The sequence below is a fragment of the Caulobacter sp. D5 genome (assembly GCF_003185805.1).
Classification (GTDB): domain Bacteria; phylum Pseudomonadota; class Alphaproteobacteria; order Caulobacterales; family Caulobacteraceae; genus Caulobacter.
Genome location: NZ_QHJY01000011.1, coordinates 1 through 25,228 on the forward strand (window position 1 = coordinate 1; position 25,228 = coordinate 25,228).

The 25,228-nt window shown below is 69.3% G+C and carries 19 protein-coding genes; 15 read left to right on the forward strand and 4 right to left on the reverse strand.

Features of this window, described 5'->3' with window-relative positions; genetic code table 11:
* Positions 1 to 292 (forward strand): HIT domain-containing protein (locus DMC18_RS00985; protein WP_146217937.1); only part of this gene is annotated, 292 nt, incomplete at its 5' end.
* Positions 293 to 424: 132 nt separating this feature from the next.
* On the opposite strand, the gene ubiB is transcribed toward DMC18_RS00985, so the two are convergent.
* On the reverse strand, positions 425 to 1,933 hold the full coding sequence (gene ubiB / locus DMC18_RS00990) for a 2-polyprenylphenol 6-hydroxylase (RefSeq protein WP_110118384.1): 1,509 nt from the start codon (positions 1,931 to 1,933) through the stop codon (positions 425 to 427).
* A gap of 4 nt (positions 1,934 to 1,937) precedes the next feature.
* Complete coding sequence (locus tag DMC18_RS00995) at positions 1,938 to 2,696, reverse strand: class I SAM-dependent methyltransferase (RefSeq protein ID WP_110118383.1); 759 nt, start codon at positions 2,694 to 2,696, stop codon at positions 1,938 to 1,940.
* A gap of 82 nt (positions 2,697 to 2,778) precedes the next feature.
* Here DMC18_RS00995 and mutM point away from each other — a divergent pair, with 82 nt between their 5' ends.
* The 5 genes from mutM to dnaA all read left to right on the forward strand — a co-directional run bounded on the left by mutM (position 2,779) and on the right by dnaA (position 7,692).
* The gene (gene mutM, locus DMC18_RS01000) at positions 2,779 to 3,642 is read left to right on the forward strand and encodes a bifunctional DNA-formamidopyrimidine glycosylase/DNA-(apurinic or apyrimidinic site) lyase (RefSeq protein ID WP_110118382.1); all 864 of its coding nucleotides are present in this window, start codon (positions 2,779 to 2,781) and stop codon (positions 3,640 to 3,642) included.
* Positions 3,643 to 3,690: 48 nt separating this feature from the next.
* On the forward strand, positions 3,691 to 4,551 hold the full coding sequence (locus tag DMC18_RS01005; protein ID WP_110118381.1) for a TraB/GumN family protein: 861 nt from the start codon (positions 3,691 to 3,693) through the stop codon (positions 4,549 to 4,551).
* A gap of 28 nt (positions 4,552 to 4,579) precedes the next feature.
* Positions 4,580 to 5,365, forward strand: coding sequence for an enoyl-CoA hydratase (locus tag DMC18_RS01010; RefSeq protein ID WP_110118380.1), 786 nt, complete (start codon positions 4,580 to 4,582; stop codon positions 5,363 to 5,365).
* Between the two features lie 138 nt (positions 5,366 to 5,503).
* On the forward strand, positions 5,504 to 5,779 hold the full coding sequence (gene rpsT / locus DMC18_RS01015; RefSeq protein WP_110118379.1) for a 30S ribosomal protein S20: 276 nt from the start codon (positions 5,504 to 5,506) through the stop codon (positions 5,777 to 5,779).
* Between the two features lie 425 nt (positions 5,780 to 6,204).
* Positions 6,205 to 7,692, forward strand: coding sequence for a chromosomal replication initiator protein DnaA (dnaA, locus tag DMC18_RS01020; protein WP_110118378.1), 1,488 nt, complete (start codon positions 6,205 to 6,207; stop codon positions 7,690 to 7,692).
* 233 nt (positions 7,693 to 7,925) lie between these two features.
* Here the strand turns inward: dnaA and DMC18_RS01025 are convergent, their stop codons facing one another.
* Positions 7,926 to 8,543, reverse strand: a complete 618-nt coding sequence (locus tag DMC18_RS01025; protein ID WP_110118377.1) for an alpha-ketoglutarate-dependent dioxygenase AlkB — start codon at positions 8,541 to 8,543, stop codon at positions 7,926 to 7,928.
* Positions 8,544 to 8,636: 93 nt separating this feature from the next.
* Between DMC18_RS01025 and DMC18_RS01030 the strand changes: the two genes are divergently transcribed.
* The 4 genes from DMC18_RS01030 (at position 8,637) to dnaJ (ending at position 15,331) form a co-directional block, all read left to right on the forward strand.
* Positions 8,637 to 11,279 (forward strand): M1 family metallopeptidase, encoded by a 2,643-nt coding sequence (locus DMC18_RS01030; RefSeq protein WP_110132617.1) that lies wholly within the window; start codon positions 8,637 to 8,639, stop codon positions 11,277 to 11,279.
* A 301-nt stretch (positions 11,280 to 11,580) separates the two neighbouring features.
* Complete coding sequence (gene dnaK / locus DMC18_RS01035) at positions 11,581 to 13,485, forward strand: molecular chaperone DnaK (RefSeq protein WP_110118375.1); 1,905 nt, start codon at positions 11,581 to 11,583, stop codon at positions 13,483 to 13,485.
* A 201-nt stretch (positions 13,486 to 13,686) separates the two neighbouring features.
* Positions 13,687 to 14,136 (forward strand): hypothetical protein, encoded by a 450-nt coding sequence (locus tag DMC18_RS01040; RefSeq protein WP_110118374.1) that lies wholly within the window; start codon positions 13,687 to 13,689, stop codon positions 14,134 to 14,136.
* A 43-nt stretch (positions 14,137 to 14,179) separates the two neighbouring features.
* The gene (gene dnaJ, locus DMC18_RS01045) at positions 14,180 to 15,331 is read left to right on the forward strand and encodes a molecular chaperone DnaJ (RefSeq protein ID WP_110118373.1); all 1,152 of its coding nucleotides are present in this window, start codon (positions 14,180 to 14,182) and stop codon (positions 15,329 to 15,331) included.
* A 13-nt stretch (positions 15,332 to 15,344) separates the two neighbouring features.
* On the opposite strand, the gene DMC18_RS01050 is transcribed toward dnaJ, so the two are convergent.
* Positions 15,345 to 15,857 carry a hypothetical protein gene (locus DMC18_RS01050; protein ID WP_199228332.1) on the reverse strand — a complete coding sequence of 171 codons (513 nt, stop codon included), beginning with the start codon at positions 15,855 to 15,857 and terminating at the stop codon, positions 15,345 to 15,347.
* Between the two features lie 124 nt (positions 15,858 to 15,981).
* On the opposite strand from DMC18_RS01050, the gene DMC18_RS01055 reads away from it, so the two are divergent.
* From DMC18_RS01055 to trpS, 5 genes are all read left to right on the forward strand, one after another.
* The gene (locus DMC18_RS01055; RefSeq protein ID WP_199228331.1) at positions 15,982 to 16,302 is read left to right on the forward strand and encodes a hypothetical protein; all 321 of its coding nucleotides are present in this window, start codon (positions 15,982 to 15,984) and stop codon (positions 16,300 to 16,302) included.
* 153 nt (positions 16,303 to 16,455) lie between these two features.
* Positions 16,456 to 19,158, forward strand: a complete 2,703-nt coding sequence (gene mutS, locus DMC18_RS01060; protein WP_110132618.1) for a DNA mismatch repair protein MutS — start codon at positions 16,456 to 16,458, stop codon at positions 19,156 to 19,158.
* A 78-nt stretch (positions 19,159 to 19,236) separates the two neighbouring features.
* A complete protein-coding gene (locus DMC18_RS01065) occupies positions 19,237 to 22,059 on the forward strand; it encodes a [protein-PII] uridylyltransferase (protein WP_110132619.1) in 2,823 nt (940 codons plus the stop codon).
* Between the two features lie 192 nt (positions 22,060 to 22,251).
* Positions 22,252 to 23,889 carry a murein biosynthesis integral membrane protein MurJ gene (gene murJ / locus DMC18_RS01070; RefSeq protein WP_110118415.1) on the forward strand — a complete coding sequence of 546 codons (1,638 nt, stop codon included), beginning with the start codon at positions 22,252 to 22,254 and terminating at the stop codon, positions 23,887 to 23,889.
* A 160-nt stretch (positions 23,890 to 24,049) separates the two neighbouring features.
* Entirely contained in the window at positions 24,050 to 25,084 is a 1,035-nt protein-coding gene (gene trpS, locus DMC18_RS01075; protein WP_110118416.1) for a tryptophan--tRNA ligase, read from the forward strand.
* Positions 25,085 to 25,228: the final 144 nt, after the last annotated feature.

Genomic DNA, 25,228 nt, shown 5'->3' on the forward strand with positions numbered 1-25,228 from the left:
GGTGGAGATCGAGGACCTGTCGCCGGAGGGCCGCATCGCCCTGACCGAGGAGATCGTCGCCGCCGGCGCGGCGGTACGGGCCGTGGCGCAGGTGCTGGGTCTTGCGGTCGACAAGCTGAACGTCGGCGCCCTGGGCAACGTCACCCCGCAGCTGCATGTCCACGTGCTGGGCCGCCGCGACGGCGACCCGGCCTGGCCGGGGCCGGTTTGGGGGCATAGCGCGGGGGTGAGTTACGCCGAGGACGTGCGTGAGGCGGCGATCGCTGCAGCGCGCGGGGCGTTGGGGCTCTGACCCCTCTCCCCTTGCGGGAGAGGGTGGCCTCCGAAGGAGGTCGGGCGAGGGGTCTCTCAGAACTATCGGACAGGGCTTTCGACCCCTCATCCGTCGGCTTCGCCGCCACCTTCTCCCGCAAGGGGAGAAGGACTACAGCAGCGTCGCCACGCCCAGGCCGGCCGCGAAGGCCAGGGCCGTGGCGGCGGCGCCGGCCAGGAACCACGGCCAGGCCGGGCGCTTCTCGACGATCACCGTCGGCGCGGCCGGCGGCTGTTCGGCGTAGCGGGCCATGGCGCGCAGGGCGCGGACGGCCTCGTCGGCCAGTTCCTTCATGCGGGCCACCGGCGACAGCTCGCGGGCGATCCAGCGGCTGACGACGGGATTGGCGGCGGCCCACAGGTCGTGGGCGGGGTCGATGCGGCGGGCCACGCCCTCGACCGTGACCATGGTCTTCTGCAGCAGCACCAGCTCGGGCCGCAGGGCCATCTCGAACAGGGCGGTGATCTCGAACAGCTGGGCCAGCAGGCGGCCCATCGACACGTCGCGGGCCTCGCGGCCGAACACCGGCTCGCCGACGGCGCGCAGGGCCTGGGCGAAGGCGTCCATGTCCTGGTGGGCGGGCACGTAGCCGGCGTCGAAATGCACCTTGGCCACCCGCGTGTAGTCACGGCGCAGGAAGCCGTAGAGGATCTCGGCCAGGTACTTGCGCTCGGCCGGGCCCAGGCGACCGACGATGCCGTAGTCGACGGCGGTGATGGCGGCCGGGGCGCTGACGAAGAGATTGCCTTCGTGCAGGTCGGCGTGGAAGAGGCCGTGGTCCAGGGCCTGGGCCAGGAAGCCGCGGGTGACGTTCTCGGCCAGGGCCTTGCGGTCCAGGCCTTCCTGCTCCAGCGCCTTGGGGTCCGACAGCGGCACGCCTTGCGCCCAGGCCAGGGTCAGCACCCGCTTGCCCACCCCGTCCCAGACGACGGCCGGGGCGCGCATGTGGACGTCCTGGGCCATCGCTTCGCCGAGCTCGGCCGCGCCGGCCGCCTCGAAACGCAGGTCCATCTCCAGGTCGAGCGCCCGGATCACCACCTCGACGAACTCGCGCGGGCGCAGGCGGCGGGCGGCGGGAACCAGGCGGTGCGACAGGTCGGCGGCCAGGCGCAGGGTCTCGCTATCCTGAGCCACGCGGCGCTCGATGCCGGGACGCAGCACCTTCACGGCCACCTTGGCGCCGTCGTGCAGGGTCGCCTCGTGGGCCTGGGCCAGGGAGGCGGCGCCGACCGCCTCGCCGAAGGTCGCGTAGAGGCTTTCGATGGGGCGGCCGAGGTTGCGCTCGATCTCGGCGCGGGCGATCGGGGTCGGGAACGGGGGCAGCCGGTCCTTCAGGTGCGACAGGTCCTCGGCGAACACCGCGCCGAAGATGTCGGCCCGGGTCGACAGGAACTGGCCCATCTTGATGGCGACGGGACCCTGGCCTTCCAGCACGCGGGCCAGGCGCTCGCCCGGACGGCCCTGGCGGCTCTTGCCGCCGGCGAACAGGCGCAGGAACCGGCCGGCCAGCCGCGCCGACGGCGGCAGCAGCGGCTCGACCTCACGCGGAACCAGGGCGTCGGCGCGCACCAGGCGCCAGCCGGCGCCGATCAGGCGGACGAACGCGGACAGGCGTTGCATGGGACTAGAGCGCCCAGCCCTGGTGCAGGGCCGCCACGCCGCCGGTGAAGTTGGTGTAGGTCGCCCGCTTGAAGCCGGCCGCCTCGATCATCGACAGGAAGGTCTTCTGGTCGGGGAAGCGGCGGATGCTCTCGACCAGGTACTGATAGGCGTCGCGGTCCTTGGCGACCCACTCGCCGACCTGCGGGATGACCTTGAAGCTGTAGGCGTCGTAGGCCTTGGCGAGGGCCTCGGTGGCCGGGCGCGAAAATTCCAGGCACAGGAACCGGCCGCCGGGCTTGAGCACCCGGCGCGCTTCGCGCAGGGCCGCGTCGATGTCGGTGACGTTGCGGATGCCGAACGAGATGACATAGGCGTCGGCATAGGCGTCGGGCAGCGGCAGGCGCTGGGCGTCGCCCACGGTCCAGGTGATCTCGGGCTCGCCGCCCTTCTCGATCCCGGCCATGATCATTTCGGCGTTGTAGTCGACGATGTTGATGGTCGCGTCCGGGCCGCCGCGGCGCTGTTGCGCGTTGCGGGCCATCTTTGCGAAGCGGCGGGCCATGTCGCCGGTGCCGCCGGCGCAGTCGATGATGATCTCGCCCGGCTGCGGGTTGAGGCGGGCTGCGACCGCGTCCTTCCAGAGCCGGTGCACGCCGCCGCTCATCAGGTCGTTCATCAGGTCGTAGTTCTTGGCCACGCGGTCGAAGACCCCGCGCACCAGGCCCGCCTTCAGGGCGGGATCGACGTCCTTGAATCCGAAAGTGGCGGAGGGCTTGCTCATGACGTCTACGGGTCGGGCTCTCTATATGATCTTCGCCTATTAGACCGCGCCTTGCGTCGCGTCACCGTCTTAAGGAGCCGTCTTGCCCGAACTGCCCGAAGTCGAGACCGTCCGCCGGGGCCTGGAGCCCGTCCTGTCGGGCGCGCGCCTGATCCGTGTGCGCGCCAACCGTCCCGACCTGCGCTTTCCCCTGCCCGAGGGCTTCGTCCAGCGGCTGACGGGGGCGAAGATCCTGCGGCTGGACCGGCGGGCCAAATACCTGCTGGCCCCGCTCGATCGTGGCGACACGCTGGTGATGCACCTGGGCATGACCGGCAGGTTCGAGATCGCCGCGCCGGAAGGGTCCGTGAGGCCCGGCGACTTCGCCCGCGAGGTCAAGCCGGACGACAAGCACGCCCATGTGATCTTCGAGACCGAAGAGGGCGCGACCGTCACCTATTACGATCCGCGCCGGTTCGGCTTCATGGACCTGATCGCCACCGACCGCGTCGATCGCCATCCCTGGTTCGCGACCATGGGGCCAGAGCCCCTGTCCGAGGCCTTCGACGCCAAGACGCTGGTCAAGGCCTTCGGCGGGCGCAAGCAGGGACCCAAGACCCTGCTGCTCGACCAGAAGACCGTGGCGGGCCTGGGCAACATCTATGTCTGCGAGGCCCTGCACCGCTCGGGCATTTCGCCGTTCAAGCCGTCGGGCCAGATCGCCGGCAAGCGGCTGGGGCCGCTGACCACGGCCATCAAGGAGGTGCTGGCCGAGGCCGTCGAGGTCGGCGGCTCGTCACTGAAGGACTTCGCCGCCGCCGACGGGGCGCTGGGCTATTTCCAGCATCGCTTCCGAGTCTATGACCGCGAGGGCGAGCCGTGCCCCACCCCGGGCTGCAAGGGCGTGATCGCCCGCGAGGTGCAGGCGGGGCGCTCAACCTTTTTCTGCCCCGTTTGTCAGAAATGACCCTGACCGCGCCTTGCTGAGCTGAGGCGCGGCTTTCCGGTGGGTTCGATGTTCCGCTCGCTTCTCGTCGCTCTCGCCGCGCTGCTGGCGACGCCCGCCTTGGCCGAGCCCGCCATGTGGACCGTGCGCGACGCGGATTCCGAGATCGTGCTGTTCGGCTCGATGCACGTGCTGCCCAGGGACCTGGACTGGAAGCCGCCGGCGCTGGAGGCGGCGCTGTCGAAGGCCGACGACCTGTGGTTCGAACTGCCGATGGACGCCGCCGCCGACCAGCGGATGCAGGCCCTGGCCGGCGCCTATGGCCTGTTGCCGCCCGGCCAGACCCTGACCTCGCGCCTCAAGTCTCGGGCCGCCGCCCGCCTGCGCAAGCTGGCCGAGCGCCTCGCCGTGCCGATGAGCGAGCTGGAACGCCTGCAGCCGTGGATGGCCGAGGTGCGGTTGACCACGGCCGCCTTCGCCCTGGACCAGGGTCTGGCCGAGGACGGGGTCGAGCGGCGGCTGCAGGCGGCCGCGCCGGCGACCGTCGTGCGCAAGGCCTTCGAGACCCCCGACCAGCAGATGGCCCTGTTCGCCGGCGCCTCGCAGGCCGATCAGGTCAGGACCCTCAACGCCACGGTCAAACAGCTGGAAAAGGATCCCGGCGCCTATCGCCGTCTGGTCGCCGCGTGGTCGAAGGGCGACCAGAAGGCGCTCGAGCGCGCCGTCGTCGGCGGAATGCGGAAATCTTCGCCCGCCCTCTATCGCCGTTTCATCGTCGAGCGTAACGCACGGTGGATGGACGCCCTGCAAGCGCGCCTGGCCGGGTCCGGCCGGACGGTGGTGGTGGTCGGCGCCGGGCACCTCTTAGGTCCCGACGGCCTGCCCGCCCGCCTGCGCGCGCTGGGCTATGACGTACAAGGGCCGCGATAGACGGCCAGGACTTGAGGAAGGACGGCCGATGGCCTTTGAGACCCTGATCGTCGAACGCCCCGAAACCGCGCCCGGCGTGGCGCTGATCCGTCTGAACCGGCCCGAGGCCCTGAACGCCCTCAACAGCGTGCTGCTGACGGAGCTCGGCCAGGCGCTGGCGGACGCCCAGAACGACGACGGCGTCGGCTGCATCGTGCTGACCGGCTCGCCCAGGGCCTTCGCCGCCGGGGCCGACATCAAGGAGATGTCGGAGAAGTCCTACGCCGAGATGTTCAAGGCCGACTTCTTCACCGCCCAGGCCCGGGCGATCGAGACCATCCGCAAGCCGATCATCGCCGCGGTGGCCGGCTACGCCCTGGGCGGCGGTTGCGAGCTGGCGATGATCTGCGACTTCATCCTGGCCGCCGATACGGCGAAGTTCGGCCAGCCGGAGATCAATCTCGGCGTCGCCCCCGGCATCGGCGGCACCCAGCGCCTGACCCGCTTCGTCGGCAAGTCCAAGGCCATGGACATGATCCTGACCGGCCGGATGATGGACGCGGCCGAGGCCGAGCGTTCGGGCCTGGTCTCGCGGGTCTTCCCCGCCGACCAGCTGGTTGACGAGGCCCTGAAGGTCGCGGCCAAGATCGCGTCCCAGTCGCCGCTGGCCGTGGCGATGAACAAGGAGCTGGTCAACGCCGCCTACGAGACGACCCTGACCACCGGCGTGGCGCTGGAGCGCCGCCTCTTCCACTCGCTGTTCGCCTTCGACGACCAGAAGGAAGGCATGGCGGCCTTCGTCGAGAAGCGCAAACCGGCGTTCAAGGGTTCGTGAAGCTGAGCCGTGGCCGTGCGGCGAAGAATCCCCATGTGGATGGATTGACCCGATCCCGGGGTTCCCGTATATCCGCGCGCTCTTGATTTTTCCTGCTTCGCGGCCGCCCGCGTGGCTGTCCGTTTGAAGGTCCAACTCATGGCCAATAATCCCGGCGCCAAGAAAGCGATCCGCAAGATCGCCCGTCGCACCGAAGTGAACACCGCTCGCCGTTCGCGCGTGCGCACCTTCCTGCGCAAGTTCGAAGACGCCCTGGCCGCCGGCGACGTCGCCGTCGCCAAGGCCGCCTTCGTCGAGGCGCAATCGGAACTGATGCGCGCCGTTTCGAAGGGCGTCGTCCACCCGAACACCGGCTCGCGGAAGGTCTCGCGCCTGGCCGCCCGCCTGAAGAAGCTGGACAAGGCCGCCGCCTAAGTCCAGATCGCGAACGAACGCCGTTCGTTTAGCGAAATCAAAGACTTGTAAGAGCCGATCGGGGAAACTCGGTCGGCTTTTGCTTTGTCTATGTACCCCTATACCTGCCCCTCAGGTCGTCGAACGAAACTCTCCAAAACGGCATTCCCTTGACGAGCGAGGAGGTCTCGCGAGTCAACAGAAATATCCGCGATCGGACGCAAGTTTTCCGTTTGACCGGCGGGGGCCGGTGGCTAGTTTAAGCGTCTCAACGCTCTCCCAGTCTTTGACGACAGCGGCGGCGGCGAACACCATGCGTTCGCCGGTTAAGCCCCTGTGTGTCTTCAATAAATGTGGGGGCAGTGTTTGAGCACGGTCGTGCGCCATGGGGGGCTTGCGACCGGCAATCTGTAATTGTGTGTATGCAGGCGCGAGGCGGTGAACTGATGTCGATCAAGGTCGGGGTGGCCAGTCAGGAATTGTCGGCTGCGTATGCGGCTGTCACGCGCGAGCCTGCTGGCATCGTCTGGAACAAGGTCTGCGTCTCGCTGAAGCGCGAACTGGGCGACGCCGCCTTCGGTTCGTGGATCGCGCCCGCCGTGCTGCGTGAAACCCAAGGCGGCGACGTCGTCCTCGTCACCCCCACGGGCATCGCCCGCGACTGGATCCGTCGCAGCGCCTGGCGCCGCATCGGCGAGCTGTGGGCCGCCGGCGACGCCGTGGGCCGCCGCCTGGACCTGAAGTCGCGCCTCGAATTCGAAGCCTCGGCCGACGCCGCCTCGGCCACCGCCGGCGCCGTCTATGTCGAAGCCAAGGCCCAGCCGATCGAGATCGTGCTGCCGGTCTCCAGCGACGTCCCCGCCGCGCCCGCCCCGGCCGCCGGCAAGACCTCGCCGGTCCAGGGCCTGCAGGAACGCTTCACCTTCGACACCTTCGTCCCCGGTCCGGCCAACGAATTCGCCCACGCCGTGGCGCGCCGCGTCGCCAGCTGGGCCGACGGCCACTTCAACCCGGTGCTGTTCCACGGCCCCTACGGCTTCGGCAAGACGCACCTGCTGAACGCCCTGGCCTGGGAAGCCATGCGCAACGCGCCCAACAAGCGCGTCGTGTACCTGACCGCCGAACGCTTCCTGTCGACCTTCGTGCGCGCGGTGATGGATCGCCAGACCACGGCCTTCAAGGACGAGCTGCGCGGCGCCGACCTGCTGATCATCGACGACGTGCACTTCATCGCCGGCAAGCAGTCGAGCCAGGAAGAGCTGTTCCACACCCTGACCGCCCTCGTCGAGGACGGCCGCCGGGTGGTGTTCTCGGCCGACCGTCCGCCCTCGGCCATGACCGAGATGGACGCCCGCCTGCGCTCGCACCTGTCGGCGGGCCTGGTCTGCGGCCTGGAGCCGGCCGACCGTTCGCTGCGCCTGGGCATCCTGGAGCGCAAGATCGAGGCGCTGGGCCGCGCCCAGGGCTTCGTCGGCGCCGTGCGCCCCGAAGTGCTGCAGTTCCTGGCCGACCGCTTCACCGACAGCGTCCGCGAGCTGGAAGGCGCCCTCAACACCCTGACGGCCCGCGCCGGCGAGCGCCTGCCGCGCCTGACGCTGGACGAGGTTCAGGCGATCCTGCGCCCGCACCTGCGCGGCGGCGAAAAGCGGATCACCATCGACGACATCCAGAAGGCCACGTCCGAGCACTACGGCATGAAGCAGGCCGACCTGCTCAGCGAGCGCCGCAACCGCGCCATCGCCCGTCCGCGCCAGGCGGCCATGTGGCTGGCCAAGCAGCTGACCACCCGCTCGCTGCCGGACATCGGCCGTCGCTTCGGCGGTCGCGACCACACCACCGTCCTGCACGCCGTGCGCCGCATCGAGGCCCTGCGCCAGGAAGACGCCGTGCTGAGCCAGGACCTGGAGACCATCACCCGCAAGCTGCGCGGCTGATCCGGTTTCCGACGTCAAGATGAAGGGGCCGCTCCGCAGGGGGCGGCCTTTTTTCATGGTCCTTCTCCCCTTGCGGGAGAAGGTGGCGGCCGAAGGCCGACGGATGAGGGGTCGATAGTCCTGTCGGCCTGGCGCCCCGCCTCAACCGGCGCACGCAGCTTTGATTTTTGAGAGACCCCTCACCCGACCCTGCTCCGCAGGGCCGCCCTCTCCCGCAAGGGGAGAGGGAAGGCTCAGGCCGCCCGCGCCCGTCTGAGCGTCAGGTTGATCCTTCCCCCGCCCGGCACGAGCCGCGAGCTGCCGGGCAGGATCCGGTCCACGCCGTGGAAGGCCAGGCGCGCGGGGCCCGACAGCCGGCAGACGTCGCCCGAGGCCAGCCGCACCGAGCGGGTCGGGTCCTTGCGCGAGGTTCCGCCGATGCGGAACACCGCCGTGTCGCCCAGCGAGACCGACAGCACCGGAAAGCGCGGGTCGGCCTCGTCGCGGTCCTGGTGCAGGCCCATGCGGGCCTCGGGGCCGTAGAGGTTGACCAGGCAGGCGTCGGGTGGGACCTCGGGGTCGCCCAGCCGCGCCCAGAGATCGAGCAGAACCTGGGGGATTTCCGGCCAGGGCGCGCCGGTGCCGGGATGGCGGTCGGCATAGCGGTAGCCGACCGCGTCGCTGGTCCAGCCCAGGGGGCCGAGGCTGGTCATGGCCACGCTCATCGCCTTGCCGTAGGGCGTGGCGTAGTGGGCCGGCGGCGCGATCGCGACGGCCGCCAGCACGGCCTCGACCAGCGTCTGCTGGGCGTCCGGCGACAGCAGGCCGGGCCAGAGATCGAAGCCGGGTACGAGGCTGACGGGGTTCATCATTACGCGGAATTAATGCCGCCCAGCGGCCGGATGGGTGTTGGTTTCGCGCCAAGCGGCCGTTGGCCGCACGATCGTTGCATACCAGGGCCGTACATGCGTCGTCTTCTGTCCACCGCCGCGGCGGTCGCGTTGCTTTTCGCCTCCGAGGCCGCCCTGGCGGCGACCGCCAGCGCTCAAGGGACCAAGGGCGCGACGCCCGCCACGGTCACCACCCAGCTGCCGCGCAACGCCCATCCGATCCACTACGACCTCTCGTTCACGCCCGATGCGGCCAAGATGAGCTTCACCGCCTCGGTGAAGATCGCCGTCGAGGTGACGCAGCCGACCCGCACCCTGACCTTGCAGGCGGCCGACCTGACCTTCGCCAAGGCCGCGATCGACGGCAAGCCGGCGGCCATCAAGGTCGATGACGAGGCCCAGACCGTGACCTTCACCCTGGCCGCGCCCCTGGCCAAGGGCAAGCACCTGCTGAGCGCCGACTACGCCGGCAAGATCTACACCCAGGCCGCGGGCCTGTTCGCCCTCGACTACGACACGGACGAGGGCTCCAAGCGCGCCCTCTATACCCAGTTCGAGAACTCCGACGCCCGCCGGTTCATCCCCTCGTGGGACGAGCCGTTCCACAAGGCGACGTTCAGCGTCGAGGCGACCATCCCCACCGGCCAGATGGCCCTGGGCAACATGCCGGTCGCCAAAAGCGTCGATCTGGGCGGCGGCAAGACGAAGGTGACCTTCGCGACCTCGCCCAAGATGTCGACCTACCTGCTGTTCTTCGGCCTGGGCGAGTTCGATCGCGCCAGCATCAAGTCCGCCGGCGTCGACATCGGCGTGGTCACCAAGAAGGGCGACCTGCCCAAGGCGAAGTTCGCCCTGGAGTCCGCCGGGCCGCTGGTGGCCTGGTACAACGACTATTTCGGCGTCGACTACCCGCTGCCGGTGCTCGACCACATCGCCGCCCCTGGCCGCAGCCAGTTCTTCAGCGCCATGGAGAACTGGGGGGCGATCTTCTATTTCGAATACGCCCTGCTGATGGATCCGGCGATCTCGACCCAGCGCGACGCCCAGAACATCTACACCACCGTCGCCCATGAGACCGCCCACCAGTGGTTCGGCAATCTGGTGACCATGGCCTGGTGGGACGACCTGTGGCTCAACGAGGGCTTCGCCTCGTGGATGGAGGGCCGGGCCACCGAGAAGTTCCATCCCGAATGGAAGTCGGAACTGGGCGCGGTGGCGGGGCGAGAATACGCCATGAACCTCGACGGCCTGTCGTCCACCCACCCAGTGGTGCAGCACGTCGAGACGGTGGAACAGGCCAGCCAAGCCTTCGACGGCATCACCTACCAGAAGGGCGAGGCGGTGATCCGCATGCTCGAAGGCTATGTCGGCGAAGACGCCTGGCGCAGCGGCGTGCGCGCCTACATCAAGGCCCACGCCTACGGCAACACGGTCAGCGACGACCTGTGGAAGGCGGTCGAGGCCTCGGCCGGCAAGCCGATCACCGCTATCGCCCATGACTTCACCCTGCAGCCGGGCGTGCCGCTGATCCGCGTCGAGGGCGGCGCCTGCCAGGCCGGCAAGCAGGTGCTGACCCTGACCCAGAGCGAGTTCAGCAAGGATTTCCCGGGCAAGACGCCGCTGGCCTGGCGCGTGCCGGTCAACGCCAAGGCTCTGGACGGCTCGGTCGTCGCCAAGACCGTGGTCGAGGGCGGCAAGGCCAGCCTGACCGTCGAGGGCTGCGGCCCGGTCGTCGTCAACGCCGGCCAGAGCGGCTACTACCGCACCCTCTACGCACCGGCCCGCTTCCAGGCCCTGGCGGCCGATTTCGGCAAGCTGCCGGCCATCGACCAGCTGGGCCTGCTGTCCGACGCCTGGGCCATGGGCACGGCGGGCCAGCAGGGCGCGGCCGACGCCCTGGACCTGATCGCCGCTGCGCCGGCCGACGCCGACCCGCAGGTGCTGTCCAAGGTCGCCTCCGTGCTGTCGGCCATCGACGGCTACTACCAGGGCCAGCCCGAGCGGGCGGCCTTCCGCAAGCTGGCCGTCGCGCGCCTGGCGCCGATGCTGGGTCGCGTGGGCTGGACCCCCAAGGCCGGCGAGCCCGATCCGGTGGCCATCCTGCGCGGCGACCTGATCGCCACCCTCGGCGAACTGGGCGATCCGGCGGTGGTCGCCGAGGCGCAGCGGCGCTTCGCCGCCGACAAGACCGATCCGACCGCCATCCCCGGCCCGCTGCGCAAGGCGATCCTCGGCGTCGTGGCGGTCAACGCCGACGCGGCGACCTGGGACGCCATCCACGCCCAGGCCGCGGCCGAGAAGACCCCGCTGGTCCGCGCCCAGCTCTACAGCCTGCTGGCCTCGGCCCGCGACGAGGCCCTGGCCCGCAAGGCGCTGGACCTGGCCCTGACCGCCGAGCCGGGCGAGACCAACGCCTCGAGCATGATCTCGGGCGTGGCCGGCCGCCATCCGGACCTCGCCTTCGACTTCGCCGCCGCCCACAAGGACGCGGTCAACGACAAGGTCGACAACGGCGCCCGCACCCGTTTCATCCCGAGCCTCGCCACCGCTTCGGGCAAGCCGGAGACGGCCGCCAGGCTGAAGGCCTGGGCGGCGGCGAACCTGGCCGAAGGCTCGCGCAAGGAGGCCGACAAGGCGATCGCGGCCATCGAATATCGGGCCAAGGTGCGGTCCGAACGCCTGCCGGCGATCACCGCCTGGGTCGCCAAGGCCGGCTGAACGCGCCTTTCGAGGTGTCGCTGCAGCGTCGACAGGCCGACGCTGCGGCCTTCTGTCTTGCAGATTCCCCTTCTTTCCCTGCGGGAATGGGCTTGCGGGTCGCTGCGTATCCCCCATATCGGGCATCGAAGCGGGGTTGACGGGCTCGTCAACTTCGATTGAACCCTCTCCTTTCGCCCGTTCGCGGGCGGCAGGATTTTGGATCAACGCGACCAACGGGGACGGACCGAGAAAAACCGGGGCGCTTTCATGAGGCCCTTGTCACCGCCGTCCGCCATTCGAGGAGCTGCAGGCACCACACATGAGCAAGATTATCGGTATCGACCTTGGCACCACGAACTCGTGCGTGGCCATCATGGACGGCAAGAACCCCAAGGTGATCGAGAACGCCGAAGGCGCTCGCACCACCCCGTCGGTGGTCGGCTTCCTTGAGGACGGCGAGCGCCTGGTCGGCCAGCCCGCCAAGCGCCAGGCCGTGACCAACCCGACCAACACCCTGTTCGCGATCAAGCGCCTGATCGGCCGCAACGCGAACGACCCGGTGGTCGAGAAGGACAAGGGCATGGTGCCCTACGAGATCGTCAAGGGTCCGACCGGCGACGCCTGGGTCAAGGCCCACGGCAAGGACTACTCGCCCCAGGAAGTCTCGGCCTTCATCCTGCAGAAGATGAAGGAAGCCGCCGAAGCCCACCTCGGCGAGCCGGTCTCCAAGGCCGTCATCACCGTTCCGGCCTACTTCAACGACGCCCAGCGCCAGGCCACCAAGGACGCCGGCAAGATCGCTGGCCTTGAAGTGCTGCGCATCATCAACGAGCCGACCGCGGCGGCCCTGGCCTATGGCCTGGACAAGAACGACGGCAAGAAGATCGCCGTCTACGACCTCGGCGGCGGCACCTTCGACGTCTCGATCCTGGAGATCGGCGACGGCGTGTTCGAGGTGAAGTCGACCAACGGCGACACCTTCCTGGGTGGTGAAGACTTCGACCTTCGGATCGTCGACTACCTGGCCGACGAGTTCAAGAAGGAGCAGGGCGTCGACCTGCGCAAGGACAAGCTGGCCCTCCAGCGCCTGCGCGAAGAGGCGGAAAAGGCCAAGAAGGAGCTGTCCTCGACCGCTCAGTACGAGGTCAACCTGCCGTTCATCAGCATGAACGCCTCGGGTCCGCTGCACCTGAACATCAAGCTGTCGCGCGCCAAGCTGGAAGCCCTGGTCGACGACCTGATCGCCCGCACCATCGGTCCGTGCGAACAGGCCCTCAAGGACGCCGGCCTGAAGAAGAGCGACATCGACGAAGTGATCCTGGTCGGCGGCATGAGCCGCATGCCCAAGGTCCAGCAGGCGGTGCAGGACTTCTTCGGTCGCGAACCCCACAAGGGCGTGAACCCCGATGAAGTCGTGGCGCTGGGCGCGGCCGTTCAGGCCGGCGTGCTGCAAGGCGACGTCAAGGACGTGCTGCTGCTCGACGTGACCCCGCTGACGCTGGGCATCGAGACCCTGGGCGGCGTGTTCACCCCGCTGATCGAGCGCAACACCACGATCCCGACCAAGCGCTCGCAGACCTTCTCGACCGCCGACGACAACCAGTCGGCCGTGACCATCCGCGTGTTCCAGGGCGAACGCCCGATGGCCGTGGACAACAAGATCCTCGGCCAGTTCGACCTGGTGGGCATCCCGCCGGCGCCGCGCGGCGTGCCGCAGATCGAGGTCACGTTCGACATCGACGCCAACGGCATCGTCCAGGTCCACGCCAAGGACAAGGCGACCAACAAGGAGCACTCGATCCGCATCCAGGCCAATGGCGGCCTGTCGGACGCGGACATCGAGCGCATGGTCAAGGAAGCCGAGGCCAACAAGGCCGCCGACGAGCAGAAGAAGAAGCTGGTCGAGGCCAAGAACCAGGGCGAGGCGATCCTGCACTCGACCGAGAAGGCCCTGGCCGATCACGGCGACAAGGTCGGCGCGCCCGAGAAGGCCGCCATCGAGACCGGCGTCACCGAGCTGAAGGCCGCCCTGGAAAGCGAAGACGTCGAAGCCATCCAGGCCAAGACCCAGGCGCTGATCCAGGCCTCGATGAAGCTGGGCGAAGCCATGTACGCCTCGCAGCAGGACGGCGAGGGCGCTGACGGCGCGCAAGCCGCCGCGGACGACGGCGTGGTCGACGCCGAGTTCGAGGAAGTCGACGGCAACGACAAGCCGGCCGCGTGACCAAGGGTCGCGGGGAACCCGGGCGCGAACGTCTTGCGCCGGGGTTCCCCGTCCCCCACCTCATTCGGGTGTCAGTAGCGATCAGGCCGATGTCGAAAGCTCTTCCATCGCCGCGCTCACCAGGGGCGCACAGCGCGTCCCGTCGTTGCAATCGCAAGGTTGCGTCGATAGGTTCCCCTAATCTTATGGTTGGGGGATATCATGAAGCGTCTCGTCGTCCTGCTGCTGGGACTGATGCTGCTCGCGCCGACGGCGGCGAGCGCCGCGCGCTTCGGCAAGCGGGAGGAGGTCCAGCGGATCGCGCCGGTCTCCTTCCCCGGTCCGAGCGGCGAACGCCTCTATCTGGGCAACAAGATCACCACCTTCTGGCTGGGCGGCGGGCTCTATCTGAAGGACGACGGCTACGTTTTGGGCGTGGCCGGGGACGACAAGGCCTACTACGCCCTGACGCCGGAAAAGATCGACGTCGCCCAGAAGGCCGGGCTTCTGCCCGACCCGCTTCCCGCCTATCAGATCCATCCCATTCAATATCTGCTTGGCTATTCGTTCTGGCTCGTTCTGGTCGTCGTCATCGCCTGGAGCCTGATCCAGGCGGCCTGGCAGAAATCCCGAGCCGTGACGCGGCGAAAGCCTGGAACAGCGTTAACCTGACGCGGAGCGGCCGAGCCGTTCTCCGCGGCGAGATGTAAGGCCGATGCGCGACTATTACGAAATCCTCGGCGTGAACCGGACCTGCGACGACGCGGGCCTGAAGTCCGCCTTCCGCAAGCTGGCGATGCAGCACCACCCCGACCGCAACGGCGGTTGCGAGGACGCCAGCGGGCGGTTCAAGGAGATCAACGAGGCCTATTCGGTTCTCTCCGATCCGCAGAAGCGCGCGGCCTACGACCGCTTCGGCCACGCCGGGGTCAACGGCCCGCAGGGCGGTCCCGGCGGCGGCCAGGGCTTCGACGCCGGCGACATCTTCGGCGATGTGTTCGGTGACGTCTTCGGCGAGATGTTCGGCGGCGGCCGTCGCCAGTCCAACGGCCCGCAACGCGGCCAGGACCTGCGCTACGACCTGGAGATCAGCCTGGAGCAGGCCTATGCCGGCGCCGAGGTCGAGATCACCGTCCCGGCGGCCATGACCTGCGAGGTCTGCGACGGCTCGGGCGCCAAGCCGGGCACCAGCCCCACCGTCTGCGGCTCGTGCGGGGGCGCTGGCCGCGTGCGCGCCACGCAAGGCTTCTTCTCGGTCGAACGCGCCTGCCCCCGCTGCGGCGGCTCGGGCCGCCTGGTGCTCGACCCCTGCGCCGGCTGCCATGGCCACGGTCAGGTCCGCAAGGAACGCATCCTGTCGGTGCGCATCCCGGCCGGCGTCGACGACGGCGCCCGCATCCGCCTGGCGGGCGAGGGCGACGCAGGGCAACGCGGCGGCCCGCGCGGCGACCTCTACCTCTTCCTGTCGGTGACCCCGCACGAGCTGTTCGAGCGCGACGGCCTGGATCTGCTCTGCACCGTGCCGGTGCCTATGACCGTGGCCGCCCTGGGCGGCGAGATCGAAGCTCCGTGCCTGAAGGGCGGCGAGACCTGCGACGGCACCTGCCGCGTCAGCGTCAAGGTTCCCGAAGGCGCCCAGACCGGCAAGACCGTCCGCCTCAAGGGCAAGGGCATGCCGTCGCTGCGCAACCGCCAGCGCGGCGACCTGGTGGTCGAGCTGTTCGTCGAAACCCCGACCCACCTGTCGGCGCGCCAGAAGGAACTCCTCAAGGAGCTGGCCGGCCTGTGCGACGACAAGCAGAACCCCAAGTCGGCCAACTTCGTCGGCAAGGCCAAGCGCTTCTGGGAAGAAGTGACGGGGAGCTGAGCGGCTTTGCGATTTAGGCGCTTGGCCAAAGCGCGGCGATGAAGCGGCAGGCGTTTTCCAGATCGTTCATGCGTCGCGTATTGGCGTCGGGTGCTTGGAAAAGTTCGCGGTGCTGAATGTCGATCGACATACAGAGCCTATTCGAGACCGGAAGGTCGGCTGGCAAATTCTGATTGACGTGAAGTCGGGCAAGGGTGGCGACATATAGTCCCATTTCGCGTCGTCTGGATCTCGCTGCATCGGTGTCGGCGTCGTCCTGAGTGAGCCGAAGAATGGCGGCCCCGGAATGCTCTGCGCCGCGAATTGGCATTCGAACCAGAAGGTCAGCTCGCACCGAAACTTCGACACCGCCCAGTTGGAGCTTCGGCTGAGCAGCTGGTGCGGACCTGAAGGTGAACTGAGCTAGTTGGTTGGCCATGGCTTGAAGCGAATGCAGCACTTCGATCGAATTGCGGGCGTCGTCTTGCCTGAGAACGGATTCCGAGTTGTCGGCTGATCGTTGCTGAAACATTTGCTCTGCGGCCACAAGGGGATTCACGCGTCGCAAGTCATCTGCTAGAAACGCACATACAACTGGCCGCACGTCCCGATAGCGGATGATCGGCGGTATTTGCGGTAGCTTCGAGCGACGTACAATTCCAAGCCTTGCGGTGTCCGACGACACCATAAACAAGGCTAAATCATTTGCTGAAATTCTCGGATGTGCGCGTTCACTGGGAGCTAGTGCCATGGATGGAATCCTTGCGTCCACAGACCTTGGAAACGGATGCAGTATCCATATAGCCACGCTTGCGCGCAATACGGTAGCTGGCGCGGGTTGCGACCACTTAGGGTTTGATGGCTATTTTGTTTTCGAGACCAGTGACGCTCCTGCTTCCAAGGGCATCACTATTCTTGGAAAAGCTTCCTCTTTCGAGGCTGCGCTGCGTCTGATCGATCTCTGGACGACTCGACCTTCAATCGCTGCCTAGGTTCGTTACGACGCTCGTGTCCTTGCAGTGGGTAAGCCCCGCTTACATGCTGCCGAACGACAAGGTCGACCACTCGAAAAAGTACCCAGTACAAAACATGAACTCGCTACATCGCGCTTCTGCGAAGCAGCGTCAAACGTTAAGTCTGGCGGGATGAACGCCCCGGTTTCTCCGCCCACTCAGACCTTCGACGCCACCGGCGCCACGCCGGTGATGCAGCAGTTCTTCGACATGAAGACCCGGCAGCCCGACGCGCTGCTGTTCTTCCGGATGGGCGATTTCTACGAGCTGTTTTTCGACGACGCGATCCGCGCGGCGGCGGCCCTGGGCATCTCGCAGACCTTCCGGGGCAACCACAACGGCCAGCCGATCCCGATGGCCGGCGTGCCGCACCACGCGGCCGAGGCCTATGTGTCCAAGCTGATCCGCATGGGCTTCAAGGTCGCCGTCTGCGAGCAGATGGAAGACCCGGCCGAGGCCAAGAAGCGTGGCTCCAAGTCGGTGGTCCGGCGCGACATCGTCCGAGTGGTCACGCCGGGCACCCTGACCGAGGACGGGCTGCTGGACGCCCGGGGGGCCAACCGCCTGGCGGCCGTGGCCATCCGCGCCGGCCAGGCCGCCGTGGCGTCCGTCGAGCTCTCGACCGGCGAGGTCGAGTGCTTCTCGACCGGCAAGGACGGGGTCGGCCCGCTGCTGGCGGCCCTGTCGCCGTCCGAGACCCTGGTCGCCGACCGCCTGCTGTCCGACGACCACCTGGCCCAGACCCTGAAGATCTGCGGCGGCCTGATCCAGCCCCTGCCCTCGGCGCTGTCGGAGCCTCAGGCCTCGGAGACCCGGGTCAAGCGCCTCTATGGCGTCGACACCCTGGACGGCTTCGGCGGCCTGTCGCCGGCCGAGGTGGGGGCTCTGGGCCTGATCGCCGCCCACCTGGAGATGACCCAGGCCGGCAAGCTGCCGGCCCTGCGCGCCCCGCGCCGCGCGGCCGAGGCCGACGTCATGTCGATCGACCCGGCCACCCGCTCCAGCCTGGAGATCGACCGCACCCAGGGCGGCGACCGCAACGGCTCGCTGCTGGCGGTGGTCGACCGCACGGTCAGCGCCGGCGGCGCGCGCATGCTGGCCGCGCGCCTGGCCCGGCCTCTGCTCGATCCGGCCGCCATCGACCAGCGCCTGGACGCCGTCGAATGGTTCGCCGATCACCGTAGCCTTCGTGAGCGCCTGCGCGAGCAGCTGAAGGGCGCGGGCGACATGGCCCGGGGCCTGGCCCGCCTGGCGCTGGGGCGCGGTGGTCCGCGCGACCTGGCCTGCCTGCGCGACGGCCTGAAGACCGGCGAGAAGCTGGCCGGCATGGTCGGCGGCTCGGGCGACCCGCTGTCGCCGCCGCCGGTCGAGCTGGAGGGCGCGCTCTCGGCCCTGACGCCGTCTCTGCACCAGGGGATTTCGCAGCTCCTGAGCACCCTCGAAGCCGGTCTTGGCCCCGACCTGCCGGCCCTCGCGCGCGACGGCGGCTTCGTGGCCCCCGGCGTGCGTCCCGAACTCGACCAGGCCCGGTCCCTGCGCGACGACAGCCGCCGGGTGGTGGCCGCGCTGGAGCAGCGGCTGATCCAGGAGTCGGGCGTCCCGCTGAAGATCCGCCACAACGGCGTGCTCGGCTATTTCGTCGAGGCCACGGCCGGCAAGGCCGACCCGCTGTTCCAGCCGCCGCTGAACGCCACCTTCATCCACCGCCAGACGCTCGCCAACCAGGTGCGCTTCACCACGGTGGAGCTGGCCGATCTCGACGCCCGCATCGCCCAGGCCGCCGAGCGGGCCCTGGCCATGGAAGTGGCCGCCTTCGAGGACTGGCGCGCCGAGGCCGCCGCCCTGGCCGCGCCGATCCAGGCCGCCGCCGAGGCCCTGGCCCGCCTCGACGTCGCCGCCGCCCTGGCCGAATGGGCCGAGGACGCCGGGGCCGTGCGCCCGGTGGTCGACAAGTCGCTGGCCTTCGAGGCCAAGGCCGCCCGCCACCCGGTGGTCGAGGCCGCCGTGCGCCGTGCCGGCGACCCCTACACCCCCAACGACTGCCGGCTGGACGCCGCCGGCGAGGTCGCTGCGCGTCTTTCCATCGTCACCGGTCCGAACATGGCTGGTAAGTCGACCTTCCTGCGCCAGAACGCCCTGCTGGCGATCCTCGCCCAGTCGGGCTGCTACGTGCCGGCCAAGAGCTTCCGGCTCGGCGTGGTCGATCGGCTGTTCAGCCGCGTCGGCGCGGGCGATGATCTGGCCCGGGGCCGCTCGACCTTCATGATGGAGATGGTCGAGACGGCCGCCATCCTGACCCAGGCCACGCCGCGCAGCCTCGTCATCCTCGACGAGATCGGCCGGGGCACCGCCACCTATGACGGCCTGGCCATCGCCTGGGCCTGCGCGGAGTCGCTGCACGACACCAACCGCTGCCGCGCCCTGTTCGCCACGCACTATCACGAGCTGGCGACGCTGGAGGAGCGGATGGCGTACGTCTCCAACCTCAGCCTGCGGGCCAAGGAATGGAACGGCGACCTCGTCTTCCTGCACGAGGCCGCCGACGGTCCGGCCGACCGCTCCTACGGCGTGCAGGTGGCCAAGCTGGCCGGCGTGCCGCCGCAGGTGGTCGCCCGCGCCAAGGAGGTGCTCGACCGCCTGGAGAGCAAGACCGAATCACCGGCCAAGTTCGACGACCTGCCGCTGTTCGCGGCCTCGGCCCCGGTCATGGCGGCGCCTGCGGTTTCGGCGCCCAGTGTCGTCGATGCGGCCCTCAAGGACCTGGATGTCGACGGCATGAGCCCGCGCGAGGCCCTGGAGGCGCTTTATCGTCTTAAGGGTCTGCTCAAGGCTTGAGATCAATCATAGGAGCATGGCGGCGGCCGCTCACGGCGGCTGCTTTGGCCGTCTCGTTGGGGTAACCATATAACCGCCATGCCCCGTCGCCTTCGCCCAACGCCCCTGGAACATGTCGTCGACGGCCACGCCCTGCGCGCCCGCCTGTCGGCCGCCGCGCTGGACGCCATCGGCGACGAGGCCGCCCAGCGCGCCCGGGCCATTGAGATCCTCAAGCAGGCCCTGTTCCGCGGCCGGATGATCGCCAAGGAACGGCTGGAGAACGGCGCCAGCGGCGTCGAGACCGCGCGCCTGCTCAGCGGCGTCACCGACGAGGTGATCACCGCCCTCTACGACTTCACGACGGTGCACGTCTTCCGGGCCCGCAACCCCACCGAAGGCGAGCGCCTGGCGCTGCTGGCCGTGGGCGGCTACGGCCGCGCCACCCTGGCGCCGTTCAGCGACATCGATCTGCTGTTCCTGCGGCCCTACAAGCAGACGCCGCACGTCGAGAGCGTGATCGAGTACATGCTCTATGCGCTGTGGGACCTGGGCTTCAAGGTCGGCCACGCCTCGCGCACCATCGAGGAATGCGTCCGCCTGTCCAAGGAGGACTTCACGATCCGCACCTCGATCCTCGAGGCGCGGCGGCTGACCGGCGACGAGCGCCTGGCGGCCGACCTCAAGAGGCGCTTCCGCGACGAGGTCATGAAGGGCACCGGCCAGCAGTTCGTGGCCGCCAAGCTCAAGGAGCGCGACGACCGCCAGGCCCGCGCCGGCGCCAGCCGCTACATGGTCGAGCCCAACGTCAAGGAAGGGAAGGGCGGTCTTCGCGACCTGCACACCCTGGTGTGGATCGCCGAGTACCTGCATCCGGTCGACAAGCCCGAGGACGTCTTCAAGCTGGAGCTGTTCTCCAGCCGCGAGACCAAGGCCTTCATCCGGGCCTTCGATTTCCTGCATGCGGTGCGCGCCCACCTGCACTTCACGACCGGCCGGCCCGAAGAGCGGCTGACCTTCGACCTGCAGCCCGAGATCGCCCGCCGCATGGGCTATGGCGACCGGGGCGACGCCCCGGCGGTCGAGCGCTTCATGCGCCGCTACTTCCTGATCGCCAAGGAGGTCGGGGCCCTGACCCGCGCCTTCTCGGCGAAGCTCGAGGCCGAGCACTTCAAGAACGAGCCCAAGGGCATCTCGCGCTTCCTCCCGGGCGGCAAGCCCAAGCGCAAGGCCCTGGACGCGCCGGGCTTCTACGAGGACGGCGGCCGGCTGAACATCGAGGGGCCGGAGGTCTTCGAGCGCGATCCGGTCAACCTGATCCGCCTGTTCAAGATCGCCGACGAGCGCGACCTCGACCTGCATCCCGACGCCTTCACGGCGGTGACCCGCAACCTTGGCCTCATCACCTCGAAGGTGCGTCGCGATCCGCACGCCACCCAGGCCTTCCTCGACCTTCTGGCGCGGGGCAAGCGCAGCTATCGCACCCTGACCCTGATGAACGACGCCGGCGTGCTGGGCCGCTTCATCCCCGAGTTCGGCCGGGTCGTCGCCCAGATGCAGTTCAACATGTACCACTCGTACACGGTGGACGAGCACACCCTGCGGGCCGTGGGCCTGATCGGCGACATGGCCGCCGGGCGGCTGTCGGAAGACCACCCGCTGGCGGTGTCGATCATGCCGCTGATCGAGGACCGCGAGGCCCTGTTCCTGGCCATGCTGCTGCACGACACCGGCAAGGGCGGCGTGGGCGGCCAGGAGAAGGCCGGGGCCCGATCGGCCCGCAGCGCCTGCGAGCGCCTGGGCGTCGAGCGCTCCAAGGTCGAGCTGGTCGCCTGGCTGGTCGAGAACCACCTCGTGATGAGCGACTTCGCCCAGAAGCGCGACGTGTCGGATCCCGGCACGGTCGCCGCCTTCGCCCGCATCGTCGAGAACCCCGAGCGCCTGCGCCTGCTGCTGGTCATCACCGTCGCCGACATCCGGGCCGTTGGTCCGGGGGTGTGGAACGGCTGGAAGGGCCAGTTGCTGCGCGAGCTCTACAACGCCACCGAGGCAGTGTTCCGCGGTGGTCGCGGCAGCGACGCGGCCATCCACGTCCAGCGTCACCAGGAAGCCGCCGCCGCCGGGGCGCGCGAGACCCTGGTCGCCGCCGATCCGGCCGCCAAGGGCTGGGCCGCGGCCATGGAGGACGCCTATTTCGGCGCCTTCGGCTCGCAGGATCTGCTCGACCACGCGGCGCTCGCCCGCCGCGCCGCCATCCAGGGCGGCGCCGCCGCCGAGGGGCGGGTGGCCTCGGGCTCCAACGCCGCCGAGGTCGTCGTCGCCGCCAAGGACCGTCGCGGCCTGTTCGCCGACCTCGCCCTGGCCATCTCGTCCCTGGGCGGCAACGTCGTCGGGGCGCGGGTCTTCACCTCCCGCCAGGGCCAGGCGCTGGACGTGTTCTACGTGCAGGACGTCACCGGCGCGCCGCTCGGCTGCGAGAACCCGCGCGCCCTGCGCCGCCTGGCCGACGCCCTGGAAGCCGCCGGCCGCGGCGAGGGCGTTAGCGTCGAGAGCCGGCGCGGCGCGGAACTGGCCCGCACCGCGGCCTTCGCCATCGCCCCGACCGTGGTGGTCGACAACGAGGCCTCCAACGAGGCCACCGTCGTCGAGGCCTCGGGCCGCGACCGGCCTGGTCTGCTGCAGGCCCTGGCCCGCACCCTGGCCGACAACGGCCTGTCCATCCAGTCGGCCCACATCGACGGCTATGGCGAGCGGGCGGTCGACGCCTTCTACGTCCAGACCGCCGAGGGCGGGAAGCTGGGCGACAGCCGCAAGATCTCGACCCTCAAGGCCGACCTGCTGGCGGCCCTGGAGCAGAACGAAGCCGGCGCGCCCAGCACCCGTCCGGGCCTGAAGCGGGCCCGGGCCAGCGTGGCGCGGTAGACCCCCTCAGTCGCTCCGCGACAGCTCCCCCAGAGGGGGAGCATCTTGACGCCGCGCCGACCAGATCCTCCCCCTCTGGGGGAGGTGGCCCGGAGGGCCGGAGGGGGTCTTCCGGTGCAGTTCCGGTGAAACCTCGATGCAGCCTCCGCGCCGTAGCTTGACGCCTGTTCTCCGAGCGCCCAGAAGCCGGACGTGACCGACACTCCCGCCGCCGCGCCCGAACCGACGCCCGCTCCCGCCGCCAAGAAGGGCGGAGGACTGTTCAAGTCGTCGGCGATCTATTCCGGCCTGACCCTGGTCAGCCGGTTTATGGGCTTCGCGCGGGACCTGGCCGTGTCGTACCGGATGGGCGCCAGCGCCACCCCGGCGGCCGACGCCTACAACGCCGCCCTGGCCTTCCCGAACCTGTTCCGCCGGTTCTTCGCCGAGGGCGCCTTCGCGGCGGCCTTCGTGCCGGCCTACGCCAAGTCGCTGCAGCGCGACGGCGAGGAGAAGGCCGACATCCTGGCGGCCGACGCCATGGCCACGCTTGCGGCCTCGACCATCATCATCACCGTCATCTGCCAGCTGGCCATGCCGTGGCTGATGATGCTGATCAGCCCGGGCTTCGGCTGGGGCACCGAGAAGTACAAGCTGGCGGTGCTGCTGACCCAGATCACCATGCCCTACCTGCCGTGCATGGCGATCGTGGCCCACCTGTCGGGGGTGCTGAACGCCCGCGACCGCTTCATCCTGTCGGCCGGCGCGCCGATCCTGCTGAACATCTTCACCCTGGCCTTCATCCTGCCCCAGACCACTGCGGTCTCGGCGGCGACCTGGGGCTCGGTCGGCGTGGTGGTGGCGGGCGTCGCCCAGGCCGCCCTGCTGACCTGGGGCGTCAACAAGTCGGGAGCCAAGGTTCATTGGCGGCTGCCGCGCCTGACGCCGGAAGTGCGCGAGCTGATCGGCAAGGCCATCCCCGGCGCCCTGGCGGCCAGCGCCACCCAGGTCAACATCTTCATCTCCGGGGCCCTGGCCAGCCACGTTCCCGGCGGCCGCACCTGGCTGGCCACCGCCGACCGCCTCTACCAGCTGCCGCTGGGCCTGGTGGGCGTGGCTATCGGCGTCGCCCTGCTGCCGCGCCTGTCGCGCGCCGTGCACTCGGGCGACCGCGAGGACGCCCAGGGCGCCATGGACCAGGCGGTGGCCCTGGCCATGGCCCTGACCCTGCCGGCCGCCGCCGCCCTGGCGGCCATGCCCGGCTTCCTGTCGGACGGCCTCTACACCCGCGGCGAGTTCACCGCCTTCGACGCCAGCCAGACGGCCGCGGCGCTGTTCTTCTACGGCCTGGGCACGCCGGCCTTCGTGCTGCAGCAGCTCTATTCGCGGGCCTTCTTCGCTCGCGGCGACACCAAGAGCCCGATGCGCTTCGCCCTGATCTCGGTGGCCGTCAACATCGGCCTGGGCCTGCTGCTGTTCCAGCTGATGGGGGTGAAGGGCATCGCCGCCGCCACCGCCGTGGCCTCGTGGCTCAATGTCGGCCAGATGGCCTTCGGCCTGTGGCGCAAGAAGGACTATGGCCCCTCGCTCGACACCTGGTCGCGCCTGGCGCGGATCCTGGCCGCCAGCCTGGGCATGGCCCTGCTGCTGGCCGCCGCCTCGCACTGGCGCCACCTGATCGAGGCCCCGCTGCGCGGCATCGGCCTGACCGGCCACGCCATCGGCGCCAAGGAGTTCGCCCTGGCCCTGACGTGCCTGGCCGGCGCTGCGGTCTATCCGCCGCTGCTGTTCCTGTTCGGCGGGGTCAAGCCCAGCGAGCTGAAGGCCGTCCTGCGGCGGGGCAAGGCTTGATCCGAGGCCTCAGGCCCGGTAACGAGCAGGCATGGCTTTCAACGGTTCCCGCGCGCGCCGATGGCGCAACTGGCTCTGAACCCGACCGCCGCGTCTCCGGATGCGGCCCGCGCCTTCGCGCGTCCCGCCATGCCCGTTTCCGACATCCAAGGCTGAAGCCATGACCGATCAAGCTCCCGTCGCTTACACGGGTCCGTCCCGCGTGCTGTCCGGCGTCCAACCCTCGGGCGCCCTGCACCTGGGCAACTATCTCGGCGCGCTGGTGAAGTTCGCCCGCCTGCAGCACGAGATCGACACCTTCATCTTCGTCGCCGACCTGCACGCCATCACCGTCTGGCAGGAGCCGGAAGCCCTGGCCGACCAGACCCGCGAGATCGCCGCGGCCTATCTGGCCGCCGGTCTCGACCCGGCCAAGGCCACCATCTTCCCGCAGTCGGCCGTGCCCGAGCACGCCGAATTGTCCTGGATCTTCCAGTGCGTCGCGCGCCTGGGCTGGCTCGACCGCATGACCCAGTTCAAGGAGAAGAGCGGCAAGCACAAGGAGCGCTCGAGCGTGGGCCTCTACACCTATCCGGTGCTGCAGGCCGCCGACATCCTGATCTACAAGGCCACCCACGTGCCGGTGGGCGAGGACCAGAAGCAGCACCTGGAACTGACCCGCGACATCGCCCAGAAGTTCAACCACGACTTCAAGGCGCCGGGCTTCTTCCCGCAGCCCGATCCGCTGATCCAGGGGCCGGGCGCGCGCGTCATGAGCCTGCGCGACGGCTCGGCCAAGATGAGCAAGTCCGATCCTTCGGACTACAGCCGCATCAACCTGACCGACGACGCCGACGCCATCGCCGGCAAGATCAAGAAGGCCCGCACCGACCCCGAGCCGCTTCCCGAGACCCTGGAAGAGCTGGCGACCCGCGCCGAGGCCGACAACCTGGTCGGCATCTTCGCCGCCCTGTCGGGCCGCTCGAAGGCCGAGGTGCTGGCCGACTACGCCGGCAAGGGCTTCGGCGCCTTCAAGCCGGCCCTGGCCGAGCTGGCGGTCGAGAAGCTGGCCCCGGTCGGCGAGAAGATGCGCGGCCTGCTGTCGGACAAGGGCGAGCTCGACCGCATCCTGGCGGCCGGCGCCGAAAAGGCCCGCGAGGTCGCCGCCCCGACGGTGGCCGAGGTCAAGAAGCTGGTCGGCTTCTGGGGGGCCTGAGTTTTCCCCTTCTCCCATGGGGAGAAGGAGGGGCCCGCGCCAAAGGCGCGGGAGGATGAGGGGGTAAGGCGTCGGCCGGCGTGCCGGCACGATCTTGGGAAAATCGGTGAGGGCGAAACCCCTCACCCTCCCACCGCTTCGCGG